We start from the raw sequence: 23,674 nt of genomic DNA on the forward strand, positions 1-23,674 counted from the left end.
CTGCACAGCATGATTGATGAGGGTGATGATCGGGCCTTGTGCTGTGTGCAATGAACTCTGTAGGACCGGCTTTAGCCGGGAGAGCGTCCACGCAGCTGCCGACATCCTCCCGGCTAAAGGCGGCCCTGCAAAAAGCCCGTGCAGAAAGAAGCCGCCCATCCATTGATCAAGGCCCGCCGACCACGGCGTATAAGCTGATTAATAAAGAAGTCAGGCAAATAATTGATCAGGAGGAAGATCATGGCCATTTCGACAGCAGGAGAGCTGGATGCTGATTTCGCCGATCGCGGGCGATTGTTATTGGGGCGTGATTGTCGTGAAGCGCAATTGCGCAAAGTCTATGCACTCGAGTCCAATTGCTCGCTCTGCATAGGCAGCATTCAGCTCAAGAATGAAAAGACTCACCGTTTCGCCGCTGCCCGGACAACGCCCGCAGGAGAGCTGGACCGTTCCTTTGCCGATGGTGGTTACTTGCTCGGCGAACCGGCGCAGGTATCGGTCCATCGATTTTCCGGGTTTGCCAGCAATGACCATGGCGAGCTGATGCTGGTGGGCAATGTTGCCGACAAATCCCGGGACGAACTGCTGCGCTGTACAGCCCACGGCCAATGCCTGAATCGCTGGCAATTGACCACCCCCGGCGCCAAATCCAACACCACCCATCCCATGATCACCACAGGACAAGGCGGTTGCCTGTGGATGTGCTCAAGTACCATGCACAACGGCAAATGCGGCGGTGCTTTGTATCGCCGTTTGCCCGGGGGTGAGCGGGACGACGCTTTTGCCGACAATGGCACCCTGGATTTCTGCCTGGATAACACTTACGTGCGTTTCAATGATCTGGCGATCACCGGCGAGCAGGGGCATCTGGTCGTGGCCGCCGATATTCATCCCTGGACGTCTTCCGATTCGAGCCTGACGCTGTGCTGCTTTGACCGCGATAGCGGCGAGGTGGTGTCGGCATTCGGCGCCAATGGCCGGTTTACTTACCCGCCGAGCCATTCGCTGTATCGCCAGCTGTCGATTCAGCGAGTGATCGCCACTCGCCATGGTTTGCTGGTGATCATTCAGTCCTACGACGGTCAGGGCGCTATCTACTCGTGTTTTATTCGGGTGACGGAGCACGGTGAACTGGATGTCGGCTTCAATGCGGGGAAGCCTATCGTCATTGCTGGCGCCTATTCCGATGTGGCGGTGCAGTCGGATGACCGCATTATCGTGCTGGCCAGTAATCTTTACCCCGACAGCGTGGTCAGGCGTTATCTGGTCAATGGCGAAAAGGACTGCAGCTTTGGCAATCGCGGCGAAGTGTTGCTGGGGCAACCGGGGGAGCGCTTTTACGCCCTGGCGGTGCAGGCGGACGACAAGATTCTGGTCAGTGGGGTAGGGCGCAGCAGTGTGCTGTACCGGCTTCAGGGCTGACATAAAAACGGGGAAGAGCCTGAGCGTCTTCCCCGTTGTTCGTAGCAGGACGACCCTTAACCGATGGTCATCAGGCTGGCATTGCCACCCGCCGCTGCGGTGTTGACGCTCAGGGCGCGTTCAATGACCAGACGTTCCAGGGCAATGTTGCTCTCGCCGTGGGACAGGCCGTTGACGCCGACGATAGCACCGGCGCGTTGGGCAATCTGTTCGCAGACCGAGCGCAACTGATCCGAGTCGCCGTGATGCAGCACGGCGTCGAACACCACCTCGTCCTTGGTCCAGTCGGCCACACGCTGAATGCGCGCCTGCACTTCTTTGGGCAGGCGGGCAGCCAGGGTGCGACTCAGTTCGCCTTCCGGCCACACGGCGGTGCTACCTACAGCCAATACCGCTGCCAGTTGCGCCAGCAAATCGGTTTCATCGTCGGCCAGGCAGAGTACGTGCTCACGCGGCAGGATCGCATAGCTGTTGCGCTCGCCGGTCGGACCGGTGAGCAGGCGGGTGATACCGCTTTGCGACTGGGTGGCGAAGCTGATGCACAGGGCTTTGAGCTCGCTGAGGCTCTGGCTCTCGGCCCAGGTCTGCAGGGCGGCCAATGGCTTGCTCATGGCGTCGCGCAGGCGCACGTCCGGCGTGCTCAGGGCATCGCCACGGGCGAACGATTGCTCGATGGCATCGCTCGGACGAGTCGATAGCAGGCGATACAGGTACAGCGGGCCACCGGCTTTCGGACCGGTGCCCGACAGGCCTTCACCACCAAAGGGTTGCACCCCGACCACGGCGCCGACGATGTTGCGGTTGACATAGACGTTACCGGCGTTGACGTTGTCGATCACCTTGGCGATGGTCTCGTCGATGCGGGTGTGTACGCCCAGGGTCAAGCCGTAGCCGGAGGCATTGATCTGGCCGATCAGGGCGTCCAGTTCCTTGCGCTTGTAGCGCACAACGTGCAGCACCGGGCCGAAAATTTCCCGTTGCAGCTCGTCGAAGCTCTCCAGTTCGATCAGGGTTGGCATCACGTAGGTGCCGCGCTTGATTTCTTCGCTGTCGGCAATCGCCATCTGATAGACCGTGCGGCCTTTGTCGCGCATGGCCTGAATGTGCTTCTCGATGCCTGCCTTGGCTTCGGCGTCGATCACCGGGCCGATGTCCACGGACAGGCGCTCGGGGTTGCCCAGGCGCGACTCGGCCATGGCGCCCTTGAGCATTTCGATCACGCGGTCGGCTGAATCTTCCTGCAGGCACAGCACGCGCAGGGCCGAGCAACGTTGACCGGCGCTGTCGAAGGCCGAGGATACGACGTCTATGACAACCTGTTCGGTGAGGGCCGAGGAGTCGACAATCATTGCGTTCTGGCCGCCGGTTTCGGCGATCAGCGGGATTGGCCGACCCTGGGTGTCAAGGCGGCCGGCAATGTTGCGTTGCAGCAGGCGAGCGACTTCGGTGGAACCGGTGAACATTACGCCTTTGACCCGATCGTCACCGACCAGACGGGCGCCGACGGTTTCACCGCGGCCCGGCAGCAGTTGCACCACGCCTTCCGGAATACCGGCTTCGAGCAGGATGCGTACCGCTTGCGCAGCAATCAGCGGCGTTTGTTCGGCAGGCTTGGCCAGGACCGGGTTACCGGCGGCCAGGGCTGCGGCGACCTGGCCACTGAAAATTGCCAGCGGGAAGTTCCACGGGCTGATGCAGACCACCGGGCCCAGTGGGCGGTGGGCGTCGTTGCTGAAGTCGTTGCGTGCCTGCACCGCGTAGTAGCGCAGGAAGTCCACGGCTTCGCGCACTTCGGCGATGGCGTTGGCGTAGGTCTTGCCGGCTTCACGGGCCAGCAGGCCCATCAGTGGCTGGATCTCGGCTTCCATCAGGTCGGCGGCGCGCTCAAGGATGGTTGCACGTTCGGCCGGCGGCGTGGCTTGCCAGATCGGCCCGGCATTAAGGGCGCTCTGGATGGCAGTATCGACGTCGTCCAGATTGGCTTCTTGAACATGGCCGACTACATCGCGCAGGTCAGACGGGTTGAGCACCGGGGCAGCAGTACCTTCGCTGGCGTTGCCGCCGAGCATCGGGCCGGCTTTCCAGTCGGTGTGGGCAGTGGCCAGAAGGGCCGAGGACAACGATGCCAGGCGGTGTTCGTTGGCCATGTCGATGCCGCTGGAGTTGGCGCGGTCCGGGCCGTAGAGGTCGCGCGGCAGCGGAATGCGCGGGTGCGGCAGGCCGAAACCGCCTTCCTGGGTGGCCATGTGCTCGATGCTGCTGACCGGATCGGCCACCAGTTCCTGAATCGAGATGGACTGGTCGGCAATGCGGTTGACGAACGAGGTGTTGGCGCCGTTTTCCAGCAGGCGGCGAACCAGGTAGGCCAGCAGGGTTTCGTGGGTGCCGACCGGTGCGTACACGCGGCACGGACGGTTCAGCTTGCCTTCGGATACCTTGCCTACAACCTGCTCGTACAGCGGCTCGCCCATGCCGTGGAGGCACTGGAATTCGTACTGGCCGGGGTAATAGTTCTGACCGGCAATATGGTAGATGGCCGACAAGGTATGGGCGTTGTGGGTGGCGAACTGCGGGTAGATGACTTCCGGCACCGACAGCAGTTTGCGTGCACAGGCGATGTAGGAAACGTCGGTGTACACCTTGCGGGTATAGACCGGATAGCCTTCCAGGCCTTCTACCTGGGCGCGCTTGATCTCGCTGTCCCAGTACGCGCCTTTGACCAGGCGGATCATCAGGCGATGACGGCTGCGGCGCGCCAGGTCGATCACGTAGTCGATCACATAAGGGCAACGCTTCTGGTAGGCCTGGATCACGAAGCCGATGCCGTTCCAGCCGCTCAGTTGCGGTTCGAAGCACAGGCGCTCGAGCAGGTCGAGGGACAGCTCCAGGCGGTCAGCCTCTTCGGCGTCGATGTTCAGGCCGATGTCATATTGCTTGGCCAGCAGGGTCAGGGACAGCAGGCGCGGGTACAGCTCGTCCATGACGCGCTCGTACTGGGCGCGGCTGTAACGCGGGTGCAGGGCTGACAGCTTGATGGAGATGCCCGGACCTTCGTAGATGCCGCGACCGTGGGAGGCCTTGCCGATGGAGTGGATGGCCTGCTCGTAGGACGCCAGGTATTTCTGCGCGTCGTGTTCGGTCAGGGCGGCTTCACCGAGCATGTCGTAGGAATAGCGGAAGCCCTTGGCTTCGAAACGGCTGGCGTTGGCCAGGGCTTCGCCGATGGTCTCTCCGGTGACGAACTGCTCGCCCATCAAGCGCATGGCCATGTCCACACCCTTGCGGATCATGGGCTCGCCGCTCTTGCCGATGATGCGGCTCAGGGACGAGGTCAGGCCGGTTTCGTTGTGGGTCGAGACCAGCTTGCCGGTTAGCAACAGGCCCCAGGTCGCAGCATTGACGAACAGCGACGGGCTGTTGCCCAGGTGCGGCTGCCAGTTGCCGGTGCTGATCTTGTCGCGGATCAGGGCGTCGCGGGTGCCTTTGTCCGGGATGCGCAGCAGCGCCTCAGCGAGGCACATCAGGGCCACACCTTCCTGGGACGACAGGGAAAATTCCTGCAACAGGCCCTGCACGATACCGGCGCGGCCGCCAGCGCTCTTCTGATTACGCAGTTTTTCTGCAATGGATGCGGCCAGCTTATAAGTGGCATCAGCCATAGGTGCCGGCAGGCGGGCCTGCTCAAGCAGCATCGGCACCACTTCCGGCTCGGGGCGACGGTAGGCGGCAGTAATGGCGGCGCGCAATACCGATTGCGGCAGGATGCTCTCGGCGAAATCGAGGAAGCACTGGTGAACGGCATCGACCGGTGCGTCGGCCAGGTCATCGCTGTCCTTGCCGCCTGAACCGTTGAGCTCCGACAGGGTTGCACCCGCTTCCAGCTTCTCCAGGTAATTGAAGATCGCCTGCTTGATCAGCCAGTGCGGCGTGCGATCAATGGAGTGAGCGGCCGCTTTCAAGCGTTCGCGTGTCGGGTCGTCGAGCTTTACACCCAGCGTGGTGGTCGCCATGTCTTGTCCTCAATGTCGGCCACTGTGGGTGTGGCTTCGGCTTTGCCCAAGATTAGCGGCGCATTTGTCGGGGTGCAACCGGGTGCAACCTGTTTTTGACAGTTTAATTTCATGCGGATAACCCGAGAGAAATCATGGGTGGCCCTCGGCGCACAAAGCTAGTGCTTTTTATTCTGAAAAAATGGCCTGTTGCTCCGAAAGGGAGCAAGAAAGACCTTGCAGTGATTTATTTGTGGAGTAGGTGCAACTTATCCTCATGAAGGGGTTGCACCTTGTTTGTTTTGTTGAATAGGATGCCCCCCTTCAGTGCATGCAGGATCTGAAGCGTTCATTGGCTGTTGTTTTCCCAAGGAAAAATCAGTCGCGTCGCCGGTGGCACAGACCCCGGCGCTCTATAAAAACAAGCCAAGGCAGAATCAATGAGTGTCAGCAACCCTACCTTGATCACCTTTGTGATCTACATTGCCGCCATGGTCCTGATCGGACTCATGGCTTATCGCTCGACCAATAACCTTTCCGATTACATCCTCGGCGGACGCAGCCTGGGCAGCGTAGTCACGGCCCTGTCGGCTGGTGCTTCGGACATGAGTGGCTGGCTGTTGATGGGCCTTCCGGGCGCCATCTACATGTCGGGTCTGTCGGAAAGCTGGATCGCCATCGGCCTGATCGCCGGTGCTTACCTCAACTGGCTGTTCGTTGCCGGTCGCCTGCGGGTACAGACCGAGCACAACGGCGATGCGCTGACCCTGCCGGACTACTTCTCCAGCCGTTTCGAGGACACCAGCGGTGTGCTGCGAATCATCTCGGCCGTGGTTATTCTGGTGTTCTTCACCATTTATTGCGCCTCGGGCATCGTCGCCGGTGCACGCCTGTTCGAAAGCACCTTCGGCATGTCCTATGAAACCGCGCTGTGGGCCGGTGCTGCGGCAACCATCGCCTACACCTTCGTCGGTGGTTTCCTGGCCGTGAGCTGGACAGATACCGTGCAGGCCACGCTGATGATCTTCGCGCTGATTCTTACGCCGATCATCGTGCTGCTGGCCACCGGCGGCATCGACACCACCTTCCTGGCCATCGAAGCCAAGGACCCGAACAACTTCGACATGCTGCGCAACACCAGCTTCATCGGCATCATCTCGTTGCTGGGCTGGGGACTGGGTTATTTCGGCCAGCCGCATATCCTGGCGCGCTTCATGGCGGCGGATTCGGTCAAGTCGATTGCCAGTGCCCGTCGTATCTCCATGACCTGGATGATCCTGTGCCTGGGCGGCACCGTGGCCGTGGGCTTCTTTGGCATCGCCTACTTCTCGGCGCATCCTGAGGTGGCCGGTCCGGTGACGCAAAACCACGAACGCGTGTTTATCGAACTGGCCAAGCTGCTGTTCAATCCGTGGATTGCCGGTGTGTTGCTGTCGGCGATTCTCGCGGCGGTGATGAGCACCCTGAGCTGCCAGTTGCTGGTGTGCTCCAGCGCCCTGACCGAAGACTTCTACAAGACCTTCTTGCGTAAAAATGCCTCGCAGAAGGAGCTGGTCTGGGTCGGTCGCGCCATGGTGCTGTTGGTTGCGCTGATCGCCATCGCCCTGGCGGCCAACCCGGAAAACCGCGTGCTGGGCCTGGTCAGCTACGCCTGGGCCGGTTTCGGCGCGGCGTTCGGGCCGGTGGTGCTGATTTCGGTGTTGTGGAAAGGCATGACCCGTAACGGCGCTCTGGCCGGTGTACTGGTCGGCGCGTTCACAGTGATCGTGTGGAAGCAGCTGAACCTGCTGGGTCTGTACGAAATCATTCCGGGCTTTATCTTCGCCAGCATCGCCATCGTGGTGTTCAGCCTGATCGGCAAGGCGCCCTCGGCAGCCATGCAGGCGCGTTTTGCAGCGGCGGAGAAAGAGTTCAAAAACGCCTGACGCTGTTGGAGCGAGGCTTGCCCGCGAAGAGATGTGCACGGTCTGTCAGATAGACCTTATCGCGCCCTTCGCGGGCAAGCCTCGCTCCCACAGTTTGTTTATTTATTGTGATCAATATCCAGATTATAGAAGGTGGCCTTGCCGCCTTCGCTGGTGTAACCAGTGTTGTCCTGGGTATACACCCCCGCCTTGAAGTACAGCGGCTTGTCACGCCAGGTGGCGCTGATCGGGCTGCTCCAGTTCATGTTCCGCGCGCTGACACTGAGTTCGCCGCCTGGGCTCAAGTGGATGATGTACTTGAACGGCTCGTTCATCGGCACGCCTTCGGCAATCAGGATGATCCGGCTTTTCTTGTCGTCGAAGCGATTGCGCACCTTGGCCACGATATCGCCGGCCCCGGTCGCGTCCTTGAATTGATACTCCACTTTCAATAACGGTTCGGTGCTGTTGTAGGCATGGATCTGGCCGATGACGATGCGTCCGGATGAGGGCACCTGGTTGACTGCTACCGTTGCGTTGAGGAAGTTGTCGGCATCGGGGTACAGCCAGTTGTGCAACTCACCGTTGGACCAGGTTTCGCGAAGCTCGCTGCGCGGGTAGATAGCGTTGGCAGTGCGCGAGCCGGTCACCGGCGCCCAGAACCAGATGACGTCCGAGCCTGAGTGGAAGTATTTGCCATCGTAACCCTTCATCAGCTGCGAGGTTTCGACAGTGGCAGGTGGTGAACCGACGGGGATGCTCAGATTCCACGAAGCCATATCAATCATTTGAGTGCCTTATAAACTGTCTCATTGCCAGCAGAAGCGTCTGGCTCAACCCTTTGCGGGGCACTCCTTATACGTTTCAGCAAGCGGTCTGTTAACGTCGAACCGTCGAACGGATGGCGTCAAAGTGCCGCCATTTTTGGCAGAAGCAGCGTACGCAAGGCCTGCACAGGCATACCGTTAGTCGGTTAGCTTGAGGTTTAAAGGTGGCTATTCGCTAGCTGACTACAGTTTCCCGTAGAGCGGTCTAGAGTGACATTCACTCGGATGAGGGGCCTGAGAGCGGCTGCGTTAAACAATCCATATAGAGAAGCGGCATGGAATGCGTGCAACCCAAGGCAGTTGAAGGCTGCTCGGTTTTATTAGTCGTGGACGACTACCCGGAAAATCTGGTGACGATGCGTGCGGTCCTGCAACGCCAGGACTGGTGCATCATCACGGCCAGTTCTGGCGTTGAGGCATTGGGCGTGCTTCTGGAGAAGGACGTCGATCTGGTGCTGCTCGATGTGCAAATGCCCGGCATGGACGGCTTCGAGGTCGCTCGCCTGATGCGCGGCAGTCAGCGAACGCGGCTGACGCCGATCATCTTCCTGACCGCCAACGAGCAATCCCAGGACGCGGTGCATAAGGGCTATGCCAGCGGTGCCATCGATTACCTGTTCAAGCCTTTCGACCCCGCAGTGCTCAGGCCCAAGGTCACGGCGCTGCTTGAACAACAGAACAACCAGCGCGCGTTGCGACGCCTCAGTCAGGAGCTGGAACAGGCCCGGGCCTTCAATGCGTCGGTGCTGGACAATATCGACGAAGGCATCCTGGTCGTCAGTGAGAAGGGCATCATCACCTTCGCCAACCCGGCGATCTGCCGTTTGCTCAAGGGCACTGTGGAAAGTCTGTGTGGCACGGAGCTGATCGATTACCTCGTCGAGCCCAATGTGCCGGATTGGAATGATTCGGGGTTCTATCGCTATTACCGTAGCGCCGATACCTATCGTGTGCACGATGCCATCCTGCGTACCCAGGGCGGCTGCCAGTTGCCTGTGGCAATGTCCTGCGCGCCGCTGCCTCTCGAGCAGAAGGCCATGGTGCTGAGCATTCTCGATATGTCGGTGGTGCGCGACCTCTATCGCCAGCTCGAACATCAGGCCGTGACCGACTCCCTGACCGGCCTGCTCAATCGTCGCGGTTTCTACCAGACCGTCGAAAGCATGCTGCTGCGCAACGACCACGTCGGCAAATACCTGGTGGTGCTCTACCTCGATCTGGATGGGTTCAAACGGATTAATGACTCCTTCGGGCATGACGCCGGGGATCAGGTGCTGCTGTGGGTTGCCGGGCAACTGCGCGACTGTCTGCGCCCCTACGACGTGCTGGCGCGTATGGGGGGCGATGAATTCACTGTAGTGATCGATGGCCTCAATTACCCCGAACAGGCAGCCAAAGTGGCCGAGAAGCTGATCGAACGTGTCTCCGGGCGCCGGCAGTTCGATGGCGTGGAAGTCAGCCTTGGTGTCAGCATCGGCATCGCTACTTATCCCGATTGCGGTTCCAATCTCGATGGCCTGCTGCGCGCTGCCGATGTCGCCATGTACGAAGCCAAGCGCGCCGGACGCCAGCAATACCGTTTCTATGATCAGGAAATGAACGGCCGCGCCCGCTCGCGGCTGATGCTCGAAGAGAGCGTACGCACGGCCATCGACGGCAAAGACTTCTCCATGGTCTATCAACCCCAGGTGTATATCGCCGACGGGCGTCTGCGCGGCTTCGAGGCGTTGTTGCGCTGGCAGCACCCGAGTGCCGGGGATGTGCCGCCGGGGTTGTTCATTCCGTTGCTGGAAGAGACGCGGCTAATCAACAAGCTCGGTGGCTGGATCTTCGAGCAGGGCGCCACCCAGCGGCAGATCTGGGGCGAAGTGTTTCCGGATGATCTGGTGGTCAGCATCAGCGTCAGTGCCACTCAGTTCAGCATGCCCAACCTTGCCTCGGAATTGCAGCGAGCAGTCAATCGCTGCGGCCTCAAGCCGGGTCAGCTGGAGGTGGAAATCACCGAAAGCTCGCTGGTGCAGAACCTGGTCCACAGCCGCAAGCAACTGCAGATGCTGCATGAGATCGGCGTGCGGGTGGCGCTGGACGACTTTGGCATCGGCGAATGCTCCTTGGCGCATCTGCGCAATCTGGAACTGGACACCCTCAAACTCGACCGCCACTTTATCGCCGGCATGCTCGACTCAACGCGGGACAGGGTCGTGGCCCACAGCATCATCGAACTGTGCCGCAACCTGGATGTACTGGTGATTGCCGAGGGTGTGGAAACCTACGAGCAATATCAGTGGCTGGCCGATAACGGTTGTGAGCTGATCCAGGGCTTCCTTGTGGCGCACCCGATGGTGGCCGATGACGCGGCGCGGTTTCCCCAGCCGTTCAACTGGGCGGGGCTTAAGCACCATTGAGTGAGCCGCATAGTGCGGTTTTGTGGGACCGGCTTTAGCCGGGAAGGGGCCGGTACATCCGCTCAATTTTCTGTGCCAGAAATACCGCTTTCCCGGCTAAAGCCGGTCCCACAGATTATGTTTCCCGTTAGAGGACCTGTTGCTCAAAAATTGATCATTAGCCCATGTAACGTACTCTGCGCATCGCTCATGTCGTTCACATACACCTTCACCTCGATCCCCGGCTTGCCGGGCACTTCGCCGATATAGCAATCGGTTCGCCCCTGGCTGCAATAGAGATAGGCGTGAGCGCCCCGCAGGCCTTCGCGGTCGGCGAGGGTGCGGATGTCCTTGAGGGTGGTTTTGCTGTCGATACCGACCTGGTCCAGCTCCAGATAACCCGAGAATGGCTTGGCCGGTGTGTCCCCGGCGTCGAGCACGGCTGAACCGCTGGCGTTCAAGTGCAGATAGACCCAGGTGATGGGCTGGTCCTCGCGTTTGTCCGCCGGGTTGAAGTCGTGAATATGGGGCCATTCGGATTGCACGGTAATACCCAGCGCGTCCCAGATTTGGGTGCCGTTGTAGCCTTTGCGCGAGTTTGGCCCGAGCACGTCCAGGGCACGTTGCAGCGTATCTCCCGATTTGAGGGTTTGCCCGGCTACTGTGAAGCCATTGGCAAAGCGCGGGTCGCCGAATTCATCGACGCCGCTGCGGCGGATCAGCACTTGCGGCTCGGCGCCATAGGGGGCGCTACGGGCCTGGCTGCGGGCTTTCTCGCGGTCTGCGTCGCCCCAGCGATTGAGCTGGTCGCCGGACCATTGCAGGGCCCGGTCTACCTTCTCGCTGAGCCCGCCGTAAGCCAGGCTGCAGACCAGTAGCAGGGCGCTGGCGAGCATGGCTTTGCTCATGGCGCATGCCGTCGCACTGGCCGTTTCTGTACACTGGTCTCTTTCCATGATCTGTCCCGCGACTCCATGACCGCTCTCGTTCTCAAATACCTGCAAGCCTATCCCCATGACTTGCAGGATCAGGTCCGCCACCTGATTGCCCAAGGCAAGCTGGGCGACTACCTACAGCAACGCTATGCCGAGCGCCACGACGTGCAGAGCGACAAGGCTCTCTACGCCTACGCCCTGGCATTGAAGCAGGAGCATCTGCGTAACGCGCCGAACATCGACAAGGTGCTGTTCGACAATCGTCTGGATCTGACCCATCGCGCCCTCGGTCTGCATTCGACCATCTCCCGGGTGCAGGGCGGCAGGCTCAAGTCCAAGAAGGAAATCCGCGTCGCCTCGCTGTTCAAGGAAGCCGCGCCGCAATTCCTGAAGATGATCGTGGTGCATGAACTGGCGCACTTCAAGGAATCCGATCACAACAAGGCGTTCTACCAGTTGTGCGAACACATGCAGCCAGGTTATCACCAACTGGAATTCGATCTGCGGGTCTACCTGACCTGGCGTGACCTCAAGGGACAAGACGATGGACGTCAGTAAAACCAAAAGCAGTTTTTACCGCCGCCTCTACGTGGCCTACCTGATCGACAGCCAGTTGGCCAGCAGCGTTCCGGCGCTGACCGAGGTCACCGGTATGCCACGCCGCACGGCTCAAGACACCATCGCCGCCCTGGCCGACCTGGATATCGAATGTGTCTTCGAGCAGGAAGAGGGCGCGCGCAATCACGCCGGGCGTTATCGCATTCTGGATTGGGGCGCCATCGACCGGGACTGGATCACCTTGCATCTTGCCCGGATCAAAACGGTGCTGGGCTACCCCTGAACGCACCGATGTGAATGTGTCACTCCAGATCGCGACGCATGCCGATATGGGGAATTTCGTCTTCCAGGTAGACCTCGCCCACGGGGTTAAAGCCGTAGCGGCTGTAGTAGCCCTGTAGATGCGCCTGGGCCGACAGATAGATCGGTTGATCGGGCCATTTTTTCTCGGCCTGTTCCAGCGCCTGGGTCATCAACTGATGGCCCATACCCTTGCTGCGCACTGAGGGCGCTGTTACCACGCGGCCAATGGTGACATCGCCGTCCTGCTGAATTGGGTCGATAAGACGCAAATACGCGACCAGTTGATCATCCTGCCAGGCCATCAGGTGGCAGGTGTCGCCTGACAGATCCAGGCCATCGACGTCCTGATACCAGCACTGTTGCTCGACGACAAAGACTTCCGAGCGCAGCTTCAGGATGGCGTAGAGCTGCTCCTTGCTCAGATCGGTATGGTGTTTGCAGATCCATTTGATTGACATGTCGCTGACTCGCAGAGGAGAACCTGAACGCGATACTAAACGTATCTGCACGCTTCCCCAACAAACGCTGATACGAGGGAAAATGCAACGCTTGGGATCGCGGTTTTTCTTGATGTACTGCACAAAGGTCACAGTGTTATGAGTTGTGCAATGTCTGTAATGCGTCTTCAATAGAGGCTGATCGCCATGATTGTGGCGAGAACAATCAGGCGCTCGTCAGTTGTATGCCGGGCTCAGGCCCGCCTAAGGATCTCGCGCATGTCCCGTTCGCTTCGTGCCATGGGGTTTTTGGCCGCACTGCTGGTCATGCAGCCGACCTCTGCGGAGGTGCTGCGGCTGGCAGGTGATGCATGGGCACCCTATGCCGATACTTCGCTGGTCAACGGCGGGTTGGCAACGGATTTGATCCGTACGGCTCTGGCACGGGCCGGCTACACCACAGAATATGATCAGGTGCCTTGGGCCAGGGGGCTGCTGGGCTTGAGCGACGGGCGTTATGACGTCCTGATCGATACCTGGTACAGCGAAGAGCGCACCCACATCGGCCTGTTTTCCAAGCCGTTTCTGGTCAACCGCCTGGGTTTTCTCAAGCGCAAGGATTCATCCATCAGCTTTTCCCGGCTGTCCGATCTATACCCTTATCCCGTCGCTACCGTGCGCGGTTACGCCTACTCGCCCGAGTTCGACAACAACCCGAGCATGAAGAAAGTGCCCGTGGCCAGCTTCTCCATGGCCTTGCGCATGCTGGCGGCCGGGCGGGTGCAACTGGCCGTTGAAGACGAGTTCGCCGCACGCTTTGCGCTGTCCCGCGAGTCAGCCGAAGTGCGTGACTCCATCGACTTTCTCACCGTGCCGCTGAGCGAGAACAACCTGCATATCCTGGTCAGCTTCAAGAATCCCCACCATACCGAGATTGTCGCCAAATTCGATCGCGAGATCGAAGCGATGAAGGCCGATGGCACTTATGAGCGGTTGTTCAAGTTGCATGATTTGTAGGACACGGCAGATGCTTTGCGGGGGCTATTTTGGGGCGATGGCAGCCGAGCAGCTGTCTAGCTTGCGAGCGCTTCGCACTCGATCGCCAGCAAGCCGGCTCCCACAAACTGCTCCTACGGCTCTTGCAGCTTCAGGCTGTTGCTGCCTCATGCTCCTTGATCAGATGCGCCGCCAGGGTCCGCAGCGGCCCTAGCTGACGGCAGATCAATGCCAGCTGGGTCTGCACCAGACGCTGATTTTCATCCATCTCGTCGGGCATCTGCTCAAGCTCGGTGGCCAGGGCCTCTTCGCTGTCGCTCTGGATTGCCACGGGTTGCTTGTCGGCCAGGCTCTGAGCGATCTCGTTGATGCTTTCTGCCAGTTTGACCCCGGCGCCGTCGATGACGTGCTCGCGCATCTCGGCGGGCAGTTCGGTGCCGCGGTGCGCGCCGAGGCCTGACAGGTAGCTGAGCAGGGTGTGGGACAGCACCAGGAAGCGGAAACCGATATCGGCCTCCTTACGGAAATGCCCCGGCTCCATCAGCATATTGGCCAGGGTGGTCGACAGCGCCGCGTCGGCGTTGTGGGCGTTGCGCCGGGCCAGGCGGTAGGCCAGGTCGTCGCTCTTGCCCGCAGCGTACTGCTGCATGATCTGGCGCAGGTAGATGCTGTTGCAGGTCAGGGTGTTGGCCAGCACCTTGTTCAGGCGCCGACCCTGCCAGTCCGGCAGGAACAGGAATACTGCAAGGCCCGCAATCAGGCTGCCCAGCAGGGTGTCGAACAGCCGTGGCAGGAACAGCCCGTAACTGTCGCCTACCTGATTGAAGCAGAACAGGATCATCACTGTGATCGCCGCCGTGGACAGGGTGTAGCGCGTGGTGCGGTTGACGAAGAACACCACCCCGGCCAGTACCGCACACATCGATTGCAGCAATGGGCTGCTGACCAGATCAAACAGCGCCCAGCCGACCGTCAGGCCGATGGCCGTACCAATGATCCGCTGGCCCAGCTTGCGCCGCGTGGCGCCGTAGCTCGGCTGGCAGACGAACACTGTGGTGAGGATGATCCAGTAGCCCTGTGACGGGTGGATCAAATGCACCATGGCGTAACCCACGCAGACCGCCAGGGGCAGGCGCAGGGCGTGACGGAACACCAGGGAGGTCGGCGTCAGTTGCAGGCGCAGGCGGTTCCAGATGTCCTTGAGGTTCTGTGGCGAGCGATCCAGCAGGCTGCTATCGGTGGCATCGGCCAGGGCGTCCGGGTTACTGGCATCGCGCAGCAGTCGGTCGAGGGTGCTGAGGTTGCTGGTCAGGGCGCGCAATGAACGCAGCAGGCCGCGCCAAGCGGGGTTGCTCTGGATGCGCAGGTGTTCCAGGGACGCATGCAGGTCTTCCATGGCGTCGGCAAAACTGTCGTCGTAGACGAACGGCTGGCGCAACTGGATCGACTCCGACAATGCCTTGCACGCCGAGCCCTGCTGACGCAGCAGGCGCTGGCAGCGGAACAGCACGTCGCTGTGGAAAAACGCTTCGGCCAGGGAGTTGTAGGGGTAGTGCGAAGAACTGGCGCGCTCGTGAATGTCCTGAGCGAGGAAGTACAGCTTCAGATAACGGCTGACCTTGGAGCCGGGGCGGTTGCTGCCGACCCGGTGCAGGATGATTTCCTTGGTCGCGTTCAGGGCGGCGACTACCCGGCCATTCTGCTTGGCCAGCTCCAGGCGCCGGGCTTCGACGTCGAGGGTGCGGATCGGTTCGAACAGCGAGGACTTGAGCTTGAGATATTGCCCCAGCTCACGGAATAGCCGGGCCAGGGCCTGTTGCACCGGCTGGTTGGAAAACAGCACCTGCCACAGCACCGAGAGCAGGCCATACCAGGCCGCGCCCGCCACCAGCAGCATGGGTTCGTGCCAAAAGTCAGTGACTTCGCCGCCGCGCTGGTCGACGCCGATCATGGTGTAGACCGACAGGATCAGGGTGCCGTAGGCAATCGCGCCGTAACGCTCGCCCAAGGCGCCGAGCATGATCAGGCAGAAGGTCGCCACCGCCAGGGCGACGATGAACAGCCACGGATACGGGAACAGCAGCTCCACCGACAGCGCCGCGACGCTGAAGCACACCAGGGTCACCGCCAGAGCATTGAGCCGGCCTTGCCAGTTATCGTCAGTCTCAGCCAGGGCGCTGGCGATAATCCCCAGAAACAGCGGGATCAGCAGTCCCATCTCATCCTGATACCAACACAGCGCCATGCTGCCGGTCAGGGCGATAAATACCCGCACGCTGTAACTAAATTTGTCCAGCGCCCACAGGCGGCGGAAGGTTTGACGCAGGGAGGTCGATGCCATAGAGGAACAAAGCAGCCTTGTACGCAATTAATCGATTTCGCTGAACGAATATGTACAGCCCGGAAGGCGGGCTGTACATCGGTTAGGCAAAATTTATTCCAGCGAACAACAGAAATTTAATGTGAGAGCGAGGCTTGCCCGCGAAATAGCCGCTGCGGTGTGTCAGACGTACCTAAATATTGTTCTTCGCGGGCGAGCCTCGCTCCCACAGAAGATGGCGCTCCGCCCGTCAGACGTACTGCGCCGCCGCATAGGCCGACGCCCAGGCCCACTGGAAGTTGAAGCCGCCCAGGTGGCCGCTGACATCCAGCACCTCGCCGATAAAATACAGCCCCGGTGACTTCAGCGACTCCATGGTCTTGGACGACACTTCGCGGGTGTCGATCCCGCCCAGGGTCACTTCGGCGGTGCGATAGCCCTCGGTGCCGGCCGGGACCACTTGCCAGCACGCCAGGCGATTGGCGATATCGGCAAGTTCTGCGTGGGTGTACTGCTTCATCGGCCTGGACACGAACCAGTGCTCGGCAATCAGGGTGGCCATCTTCTTGGTGAAGATCTCGCCCAGCAGGGTTTTCAGCTCGCTGTTGGGCCGCTCGCTCTGTTGCTCGGCCAGCCACTGGGCGGCGTCATGGTCGGGCAACAGGTTGATTTCCACGGCATCGCCGGGGTGCCAGAACGAAGAAATCTGCAGAATCGCCGGGCCGCTCAGGCCCCGGTGAGTGAACAGGATGTTTTCGCGAAAGCTCATGTCATTGCAGCTGACCAGGCAATCCACCGAAGTACCGGACAGCTCGCCGCACAATTCCTTTAGCTGATCGGTGATGGTGAAAGGCACCAGCCCCGCGCGGGTTGGCAGCAGGGCATGACCGAACTGCTTGCCCACCTGATAGCCGAAGCCGGTGGCGCCCAGGGTCGGGATCGACAGGCCGCCGGTGGCGATGACCAGAGAGGTGCAATCGAGAGTGCCGAGGGTGGTATTCAGCGAGTAACCGGTTTCGGTTTTTTCGATCTGCTGCACCGAGGTATCCATATGCAGGCTGGCACCGGCCTTCTGACATTCGTCGAGGAGCATTTCCAGAATGTCGCTGGACTTGTTATCGCAGAACAGCTGGCCGAGCTTTTTCTCGTGGTACGGCACGCCATGCTTGCCGACCATCTCGATGAAATCCCACTGGGTATAACGGGCCAGGGCGGACTTGCAGAAGTGCGGGTTCTGCGAGAGGAAATTGCCCGGCTCGGTGTACATATTGGTGAAATTGCAGCGCCCGCCGCCAGACATGAGGATCTTCTTGCCGGGCTTGTTGGCGTGATCGATCAACATCACCTTGCGCCCGCGATTGGCGGCGGTCAGGGCACACATCAAACCGGCGGCACCGGCGCCGATGATCACTACGTCAGTAACGGGCACTGCTGTTTCCTCGGGTATCTGGGATGACGCATTCGCGAATAAATTCGCTCCCACAGGAGCTTGAATATGACCTGTGGGAGCGAATTCATTCGCGAAGCTTTTGAATTACAAAATGCGCACGCGCAACGACTTGCCCTTGATTTTGCCGTTGTTCAAACGCTCCAGCGCCTGTTTGGCGACGCTGCGTTCGACTGCGACATAGGCCTGGAAGTCGAAAATGGCGATCTTGCCGACCTGGGCGCCGGGGATGCCGGCATCACCGGTGAGGGCGCCGAGGATGTCGCCGGGGCGCAGCTTGTCCTTGCGCCCGGAACCGATGCACAGAGTGCTCATGGTCGGCAGCAGCGGGCCACCGCCAGCGTTTTTCAGGTCGTCCAGTTGCTTCCATTGCAGGGCGGCTTTCTGGATTTCTTCGATGGCGCGGGCACGCTGGCTTTCCGACGGGGCGACCAGGCTGATGGCAATCCCGGTCTCACCGGCACGACCGGTACGGCCGACGCGGTGAATGTGCATTTCCGAATCACGGGCCAGCTCGACGTTGATCACCATGTCCAACGCGTCGATGTCCAGACCGCGCGCGGCGACGTCAGTGGCGACCAGTACCGAGGTACTGCGGTTGGCAAACATTGCCAACACCTGGTCACGATCGCGCTGCTCCAGGTCGCCGTGCAGGCCGACGGCAGAGATGCCCTTGGCGGTCAGGTGATCGACCACTTCCTGGCACTGCTGTTTGGTGAAACAGAACGCCACGCAGGATTGCGGACGGAAATGCGCGAGCACCTTCACGACTGCGTCCATGCGGTCTTCGGGAGAAATCTCGTAGAAAATCTGCTCGATCTGGCTGTCGGCATGCAGCGCCTCGACCTTGACCGTCTGCGGGTCGCGCATGAACTTGGACGACAACTGCTTGATGCCCACCGGGTAAGTGGCGGAGAACAGCAGGGTCTGCCGCTTGGCCGGGGTCTGGCTGATGATGTCGGCGATGGCGTCGTAGAAGCCCATGTCGAGCATGCGGTCGGCTTCGTCGAGGATCAGGGTATTCAGGCCGTCGAGGACCAGCGAGCCCTTGCGCAGGTGCTGCTGGATACGACCGGGCGTGCCGACGATGATGTGCGCGCCGTGTTCCAGGGAACCGATTTGCGGGCCAAACGGCACGCCGCCACACAGGGTCAGGACCTTGATGTTGTCCTCGGAACGGGCCAGGCGACGGATTTCCTTGGCCACCTGGTCAGCCAGTTCACGGGTCGGACACAACACCAGCGCCTGACAGCCGAAATACCGTGGATTGATCGGGTTCAGCAGGCCGATACCGAACGCAGCGGTCTTGCCGCTACCGGTTTTAGCCTGGGCGATCAGGTCCATGCCCTTGAGAATCACCGGCAGGCTCTGCGCCTGAATCGGCGTCATCTCGGCATAACCAAGGGACTCCAGGTTAGCCAGCATGGCGGCGGACAGGGGCAAAGTATTGAAAGCGGTGTTGGTCACGGTCTGAACCTGCAAAACAAAATGTTGCGCAGTGTATCAGGTCGCAAAGCCATCAGGCTGGCTCCCGCCGGGTGGACGTATTTCTGGGGGGCACGTATGCCAGATTGCGAAGCGGATGTCAGGGTGTAATGGGGTTTGGTGGGAGCCGGCTTGCTGGCGATGGCGTCGTGTCAGTCGTTGACGCCATTGCGAGTGCTTCGCACTCGATCGCCACCAAGGCGGCTCCCACCGGCCCTGCTGTTAATGCTCAACATCCGTCGGCTGCCGCGCAGGCTGGGTCGCTTCCTTGGCGGTGGTCTTGGATGGTAGTTGCAGGAAGATCCCGGCTGCGAACATCGCCAGTACGCCCACCGAGAGGAAGGTCAGCTGGAAGGCGCCCAGAACGCTGCTGACTTCGCCGGTCGCGACCTGGTCGGTAAAGCCGCCGAGCAGGGCGGCGGCACAAGCTACGCCGAAGCTCAGGGAGAGTTGCGCGACCACCGACAGCAGGCTGTTGCCGCTGGCGGCGCTGGCGTCGTCGAGGTCGATCAGGGTGACGGTGTTCATCGCCGTGAACTGCAGAGAGTTGACCGCGCCCAGGCAGGCCAGCAGGGCCAGCAAGGCCCAGTACGGCGTGTCGGCGCCGACCAGTGCCACGCTCGCCAGCAGGATGCCCAGCAGCAAGGTGTTGCCGGTCAGGATGATGCGGTAGCCCAGGCGCTCGATCAGCCAGCGGGCCAGGGACTTGGCGATCATTGCCGAAGCCGCCAGAGGCAGCATGCTCATCCCCGCTTCAGCAGGCGAATAACCCATGCCCACTTGCAGCAGCAAGGGTACGAGGAACGGCAGGGCGCCGCTGCCCAGGCGGGCGAACAGGTTGCCGAGGATGCCCACCGCAAAGGTGCGCGTACGGAACAGTGACGGTGAAAACAGCGGCGCGGCGGTATGCCCGGCGCGCAGCCAGTAGGCCGCCAGACAGCCCATGCCGCCGAACAGCAGCAGGACCACCCGCAGGTGCGACAGATGCAACTCACCCAGACCTTCCAGGGCGATGGTGATCAGCACCATTGCCGCGCCGAACAGGACGAAGCCGACGCCGTCAAAGCGGGTCCGTCCGCCGCCCTGCAAGTCCGGAATGAAGCGCTTGATCGCGTAGCAGCCCGCCAGGCCCACGGGGATATTGATCAGGAAGATCCAGTGCCAGCTCAGGTACTGCACCATCCAGCCACCCAACGTCGGGCCGAGCAACGGGCCGAGCAGGCCGGGCACGGTGATGAAGCCCATGATCCGCACCAGTTCCGAACGCGGGTAGGCACGCAGCACGATCAGGCGCCCGATAGGTAGCATCAACGCACCACCGAGGCCTTGAATCACTCGGGCACCGACCAGCAGGTTCAGCGACCAGGACAGGGCACACAGCAGCGAGCCGAAGCTGAACAGCAGCACGGCGCTGAAGAAGATCTGCTTGATGCCGAAGCGATCCGCCAGCCAGCCCGATGCCGGGATCAGCAGGGCGATGGTCAGCATGTAGGCGATGATCACCGACTGCATGCGCAGCGGATCTTCGGACAGCGAATGGGCCATGGACGGCAGCGCGGTATTGAGGATCGTGCCGTCCAGGCTTTGCATGAAGAAAGCGATGGCGACCACCCAGGGCAGCCAGCGCAGGGTTTGGGCATCCAGAATCGGCGTGGTGGTGGGCATGTGGGGCAGGGGTCCTTTGATTATTCTTTGAGATGAATCTTGTGGAGGCAAATTATGGGGGCAGTCCTGTTGGCGCGGTTTGAGAGCGCGAATCGTGGGAGCGAATTCATTCGCGAAAGCTGTCGTTCAGGCAACAGATGAGCGTCGAATGTACTGGCCTCTTCGCGAATAAATTCGCTCCCACAGAATCTGTCTCCACAGAGTGCCCCAATAAATCCCCCAATCCTGTACTACAAGGTCAAAGTCAGGCGGCTGATCAGCGCCCCCGGCAGATGATTGGAATCGGTCTGGCGCTGGCTATAGGTACTGGCCGAGAGCAGGAGTTCCCGCTCTGCGGTCAATTCTTCAAGTGCGCTGCCCAGCAGGCTGTATACGCTGTCATCGAAACGCATGGTGCTGACCGGTGCCTGGATCTTGCCGTCCTCCACCCAAAAAGTGGCAAAGCGGGTCATGCCGGTCAGGCGCGCGGCCGGTTGGTCGGAGTAGTTCAGATACCAGAGGTTGCTGATATACAGGCCGGTGCCGAGCTTGTGCAGAATGTCCTCGAGCGCCAGAGTCCCCGGCGCCATGCTCAAGGCACTGGGCGACTCGCCCCAACCGGCGCCGTTGGCTTGCAGGTTGTACTCGGCGGCGCTGCGGGAGCCGACCAGTTGTTCCCTGGCCACGCCGCCTGCGATCAGCGACAGATCCCGACGCGGATAACCTTCGCCGGAGAACGCCGGCGACAGCGAACCAATGACCTGCTCATCGATGCTCACCAACGGGCTGAGCTGCACGTCGCCGTTGTACAGGCGCTGCAACGGGCTGCTTTTGCTGGCCAGGTCCTGGGCCGAGAAGCCGCCCCAGCAGAGCATGCTCATGACTTCTTCCAGCGCCGCCGGGGCCAGATAGGCGCGGTATTGGCCGGGAGCCAGGGTGCGCAGGGGCTGGCCGAGAAACTCCAGTTGCTCGCGCGCCAGTTGCAGGCGTCGGGCGAAGGCGTCGTCATCCCAGGTATGTCCGGCGTAATTGGCTTTAACCGCCTGGCCGTTGGTGTGAAACAGGCTCCAGTCGAAATTGAAGCTATTGGCCTGATGCCAGCCCAGCGCGCCCCAGGAACTGGCAAAGCCGCGATACAGCGGCCCGGCGGCGTAGAAACCGACCAGATCCAGACCCGCAGCCAGACTGTCGATGCGCTCGACCACATGGGTGGCGTCCGGCAGCGGCTGGCTCTGTACCTGGCTGCTGAACCAGTCCTGGGTATTGGGCAGCAGATACGGATCGCGAGGCAGCAGGATCAGGGTTTCGCGCAACTGCTGCAACGCGTCGTGCAAGCGCTGACGATCCACCTCGGTGTCGCCCGCGAGGGTCAGTTGCAGGTCGGCATGGCGGCCGTCGTCGATCAGCTTGAAACTCAGGCTGGCCTGTTGCACCCGCCCGGCCTGGCGCACCTTGGCGTGGTTGAAGCGGATGAAGTCCGAGACCTCGGCGCTGTAGGCCAGGGTGAATTGTTCCGTGCCGGTCAGCGCGCCCTTGAGCGTCGCGACCAGATCTTCAAACTGCTGTTGATGGGACATCAGGCATCCCCTCCAAATACATCGACCGAAGAGAATACGCAGGCTGGCGACGCATGCCCGACCCGCACCACCTGGTTGGGTTCGCCCTTGCCGCAGTTGGGCGTGCCCAACACCTTGAAGGTGGTGGCGTCGCCCACGGCGCTGAGGTTGCGCCAGAACTGCGCGGAAATGCCCCGGTAGTTGGGGTTCTTGACCACGCCCTTGAGTTCACCGTTCTCGATCAACTGGCCCCACTCGCAGCCGAACTGGAATTTGTTGCGCGCATCGTCGATGGACCATGAGCGGTTGGTCGACATCAGGATGCCGCGCTCGATGCCGCCGATCAGCTGTTCCATCGTCTTGTCGCCGGGCTCGATATTGAGGTTGGCCATGCGATCGATGGGCGGGCGGTTCCAGCTGCAGGCGCGGCTGTTGGCTACGCCCGGCAGCCCGGCGCGGAACTGCGACAGTGCGCCACCCAACGGCCGCTCCAGCAGGCCGTCGCGGATCAGAAACTGCTTGCTGGCGGCAGTGCCGTCATCGTCGAAGGCATAACTGGCGAGTTGCTCGGGAATCTCCGGGTCGAAGGTCACGTTGAGCAGACTGGAGCCGTATTGCAGATGGCCGAAGTCGCTGGCTTTGACGAAGCTGGTGCCGGCGTAATTGCGCTCGTCGCCGAGGATACGGTCCAGTTCCAGCGGGTGGCCGATGGATTCATGGATCTGCAAAGTCATCTGGTCCGGCAGCAACAGCAGGTCGCGCGGACCCTGTGGCGTATTGGGCGCCATGATCAGTTGCAGCGCCTGATCGGCGACTTTGGCCGCCGCGCCGATCAGTCCGCACTGGGCGATGACTTCGGCGCCGCCCTGCTGACCAAAGTTTTCCCGACCCAGGCTGCGGCTCTGGCTGTCCTGGCCGTCGTAGGCGGTGACGCTCATGCCGGGGAAAACAAAGCGTTGGGCCTGACGAATCTCGGCGCCTGCGCTATTCAGGTAGATCTGCTCGACGTTTTCCAGGCCCAGGCTGACCTGCCAGTTCACCAGTCGTGAGTCGGCGGGCACGGCGGCTGATTCCTGCGCAAGCAACGCGTAGCAATCGCTCAGGGACGGGAACAGCAGGTGCTGATTGGGCGACAGGTAGTCGGCTTGGGCGGTCGACACCGCTTGTTCACTCAGGTCGAGCAACGCATGGGGCGCCAGACGCCGGGCCTGCTCTTCTGCCTGCTCCAAAGCCGCCTGCAAACCGCGCAGGGAAACGTCATTGGTGGCGGCGTAGGCTTCCACGCCATTGAGGCGCACGGTGAGCATCGCGCCTTCGTCGCTGCTCAGGTGCGGCGGCTCGGCGACGTTCTTGCGCACCGAAAGGTGTTGGCTGGTCTGTTTGACGTAACGCAGGGAGAAGAACTGGGCTCGGCTGCGCAGGGCGGCAAACCGCTGCTTGAGCTGGGCGGAGAGATCGAACATGCAG

The 23,674-nt window shown here is 61.0% G+C and carries 16 protein-coding genes; 6 read left to right on the forward strand and 10 right to left on the reverse strand.

Annotation, left to right across the window (positions count from 1 at the left end; genetic code table 11):
- The first annotated feature begins 240 nt into the window (after nt 1–240).
- A complete protein-coding gene (locus M2401_RS16190) occupies nt 241–1,422 on the forward strand; it encodes a hypothetical protein (protein ID WP_259104341.1) in 1,182 nt (393 codons plus the stop codon).
- Between the two features lie 56 nt (nt 1,423–1,478).
- On the opposite strand, the gene putA is transcribed toward M2401_RS16190, so the two are convergent.
- Nucleotides 1,479–5,432: a trifunctional transcriptional regulator/proline dehydrogenase/L-glutamate gamma-semialdehyde dehydrogenase gene (gene putA / locus M2401_RS16195; RefSeq protein WP_259104342.1), complete on the reverse strand. Its 3,954-nt coding sequence runs from the start codon at nt 5,430–5,432 to the stop codon at nt 1,479–1,481.
- A 419-nt stretch (nt 5,433–5,851) separates the two neighbouring features.
- Between putA and putP the strand changes: the two genes are divergently transcribed.
- A complete protein-coding gene (putP, locus tag M2401_RS16200; RefSeq protein ID WP_259104343.1) occupies nt 5,852–7,336 on the forward strand; it encodes a sodium/proline symporter PutP in 1,485 nt (494 codons plus the stop codon).
- Between the two features lie 98 nt (nt 7,337–7,434).
- Here the strand turns inward: putP and M2401_RS16205 are convergent, their stop codons facing one another.
- The gene (locus M2401_RS16205) at nt 7,435–8,103 is read right to left on the reverse strand and encodes a polysaccharide lyase family 7 protein (protein WP_259104345.1); all 669 of its coding nucleotides are present in this window, start codon (nt 8,101–8,103) and stop codon (nt 7,435–7,437) included.
- A gap of 314 nt (nt 8,104–8,417) precedes the next feature.
- On the opposite strand from M2401_RS16205, the gene M2401_RS16210 reads away from it, so the two are divergent.
- Nucleotides 8,418–10,547 carry a bifunctional diguanylate cyclase/phosphodiesterase gene (locus M2401_RS16210; protein WP_259104346.1) on the forward strand — a complete coding sequence of 710 codons (2,130 nt, stop codon included), beginning with the start codon at nt 8,418–8,420 and terminating at the stop codon, nt 10,545–10,547.
- A gap of 143 nt (nt 10,548–10,690) precedes the next feature.
- Here M2401_RS16210 and M2401_RS16215 read toward each other — a convergent pair whose 3' ends face one another.
- Nucleotides 10,691–11,434 (reverse strand): hypothetical protein, encoded by a 744-nt coding sequence (locus M2401_RS16215; protein WP_259104348.1) that lies wholly within the window; start codon nt 11,432–11,434, stop codon nt 10,691–10,693.
- Nucleotides 11,435–11,500: 66 nt separating this feature from the next.
- On the opposite strand from M2401_RS16215, the gene M2401_RS16220 reads away from it, so the two are divergent.
- The gene (locus M2401_RS16220) at nt 11,501–12,019 is read left to right on the forward strand and encodes a YgjP-like metallopeptidase domain-containing protein (RefSeq protein ID WP_259104350.1); all 519 of its coding nucleotides are present in this window, start codon (nt 11,501–11,503) and stop codon (nt 12,017–12,019) included.
- Nucleotides 12,006–12,302 (forward strand): winged helix-turn-helix domain-containing protein, encoded by a 297-nt coding sequence (locus M2401_RS16225; RefSeq protein WP_259104351.1) that lies wholly within the window; start codon nt 12,006–12,008, stop codon nt 12,300–12,302. Before M2401_RS16220 ends, M2401_RS16225 begins: the two co-directional genes overlap by 14 nt.
- Nucleotides 12,303–12,321: 19 nt before the next feature.
- Here the strand turns inward: M2401_RS16225 and M2401_RS16230 are convergent, their stop codons facing one another.
- Nucleotides 12,322–12,780 (reverse strand): GNAT family N-acetyltransferase, encoded by a 459-nt coding sequence (locus tag M2401_RS16230; protein ID WP_259104353.1) that lies wholly within the window; start codon nt 12,778–12,780, stop codon nt 12,322–12,324.
- 258 nt (nt 12,781–13,038) lie between these two features.
- On the opposite strand from M2401_RS16230, the gene M2401_RS16235 reads away from it, so the two are divergent.
- Nucleotides 13,039–13,776 carry an ABC transporter substrate-binding protein gene (locus M2401_RS16235; protein ID WP_259104354.1) on the forward strand — a complete coding sequence of 246 codons (738 nt, stop codon included), beginning with the start codon at nt 13,039–13,041 and terminating at the stop codon, nt 13,774–13,776.
- A gap of 130 nt (nt 13,777–13,906) precedes the next feature.
- Here M2401_RS16235 and yccS read toward each other — a convergent pair whose 3' ends face one another.
- From yccS to M2401_RS16265, 6 genes are all read right to left on the reverse strand, one after another.
- Nucleotides 13,907–16,096, reverse strand: coding sequence for a YccS family putative transporter (yccS, locus tag M2401_RS16240; RefSeq protein ID WP_259104355.1), 2,190 nt, complete (start codon nt 16,094–16,096; stop codon nt 13,907–13,909).
- Nucleotides 16,097–16,325: 229 nt separating this feature from the next.
- Nucleotides 16,326–17,504, reverse strand: coding sequence for an NAD(P)/FAD-dependent oxidoreductase (locus M2401_RS16245; protein WP_259104356.1), 1,179 nt, complete (start codon nt 17,502–17,504; stop codon nt 16,326–16,328).
- Between the two features lie 105 nt (nt 17,505–17,609).
- The gene (gene dbpA, locus M2401_RS16250) at nt 17,610–18,989 is read right to left on the reverse strand and encodes an ATP-dependent RNA helicase DbpA (RefSeq protein ID WP_259104357.1); all 1,380 of its coding nucleotides are present in this window, start codon (nt 18,987–18,989) and stop codon (nt 17,610–17,612) included.
- A gap of 240 nt (nt 18,990–19,229) precedes the next feature.
- Nucleotides 19,230–20,672, reverse strand: a complete 1,443-nt coding sequence (gene mdtD, locus M2401_RS16255) for a multidrug transporter subunit MdtD (protein ID WP_259104358.1) — start codon at nt 20,670–20,672, stop codon at nt 19,230–19,232.
- 230 nt (nt 20,673–20,902) lie between these two features.
- Nucleotides 20,903–22,228, reverse strand: a complete 1,326-nt coding sequence (locus tag M2401_RS16260; protein ID WP_259104359.1) for a TldD/PmbA family protein — start codon at nt 22,226–22,228, stop codon at nt 20,903–20,905.
- Nucleotides 22,228–23,670, reverse strand: coding sequence for a TldD/PmbA family protein (locus M2401_RS16265; protein WP_259104360.1), 1,443 nt, complete (start codon nt 23,668–23,670; stop codon nt 22,228–22,230). Before M2401_RS16265 ends, M2401_RS16260 begins: the two co-directional genes overlap by 1 nt.
- Nucleotides 23,671–23,674 lie beyond the last annotated feature (4 nt).

Origin of the sequence: Pseudomonas sp. JUb42 (assembly GCF_024807945.1) — a bacterium.
Lineage (GTDB): Bacteria > Pseudomonadota > Gammaproteobacteria > Pseudomonadales > Pseudomonadaceae > Aquipseudomonas.

Bases quoted from the DNA above. Each gene is read 5' to 3' on its own strand.
- M2401_RS16190 (WP_259104341.1), top strand. From the start codon at position 241: ATGGCCATTTCGACAGCAGGAGAGCTGGATGCTGATTTCGCCGATCGC.
- putA (WP_259104342.1), bottom strand. From the start codon at position 5,432: ATGGCGACCACCACGCTGGGTGTAAAGCTCGACGACCCGACACGCGAA.
- putP (WP_259104343.1), top strand. From the start codon at position 5,852: ATGAGTGTCAGCAACCCTACCTTGATCACCTTTGTGATCTACATTGCC.
- M2401_RS16205 (WP_259104345.1), bottom strand. From the start codon at position 8,103: ATGATTGATATGGCTTCGTGGAATCTGAGCATCCCCGTCGGTTCACCA.
- M2401_RS16210 (WP_259104346.1), top strand. From the start codon at position 8,418: ATGGAATGCGTGCAACCCAAGGCAGTTGAAGGCTGCTCGGTTTTATTA.
- M2401_RS16215 (WP_259104348.1), bottom strand. From the start codon at position 11,434: ATGAGCAAAGCCATGCTCGCCAGCGCCCTGCTACTGGTCTGCAGCCTG.
- M2401_RS16220 (WP_259104350.1), top strand. From the start codon at position 11,501: ATGACCGCTCTCGTTCTCAAATACCTGCAAGCCTATCCCCATGACTTG.
- M2401_RS16225 (WP_259104351.1), top strand. From the start codon at position 12,006: ATGGACGTCAGTAAAACCAAAAGCAGTTTTTACCGCCGCCTCTACGTG.
- M2401_RS16230 (WP_259104353.1), bottom strand. From the start codon at position 12,780: ATGTCAATCAAATGGATCTGCAAACACCATACCGATCTGAGCAAGGAG.
- M2401_RS16235 (WP_259104354.1), top strand. From the start codon at position 13,039: ATGTCCCGTTCGCTTCGTGCCATGGGGTTTTTGGCCGCACTGCTGGTC.
- yccS (WP_259104355.1), bottom strand. From the start codon at position 16,096: ATGGCATCGACCTCCCTGCGTCAAACCTTCCGCCGCCTGTGGGCGCTG.
- mdtD (WP_259104358.1), bottom strand. From the start codon at position 20,672: ATGCCCACCACCACGCCGATTCTGGATGCCCAAACCCTGCGCTGGCTG.
- M2401_RS16260 (WP_259104359.1), bottom strand. From the start codon at position 22,228: ATGTCCCATCAACAGCAGTTTGAAGATCTGGTCGCGACGCTCAAGGGC.
- M2401_RS16265 (WP_259104360.1), bottom strand. From the start codon at position 23,670: ATGTTCGATCTCTCCGCCCAGCTCAAGCAGCGGTTTGCCGCCCTGCGC.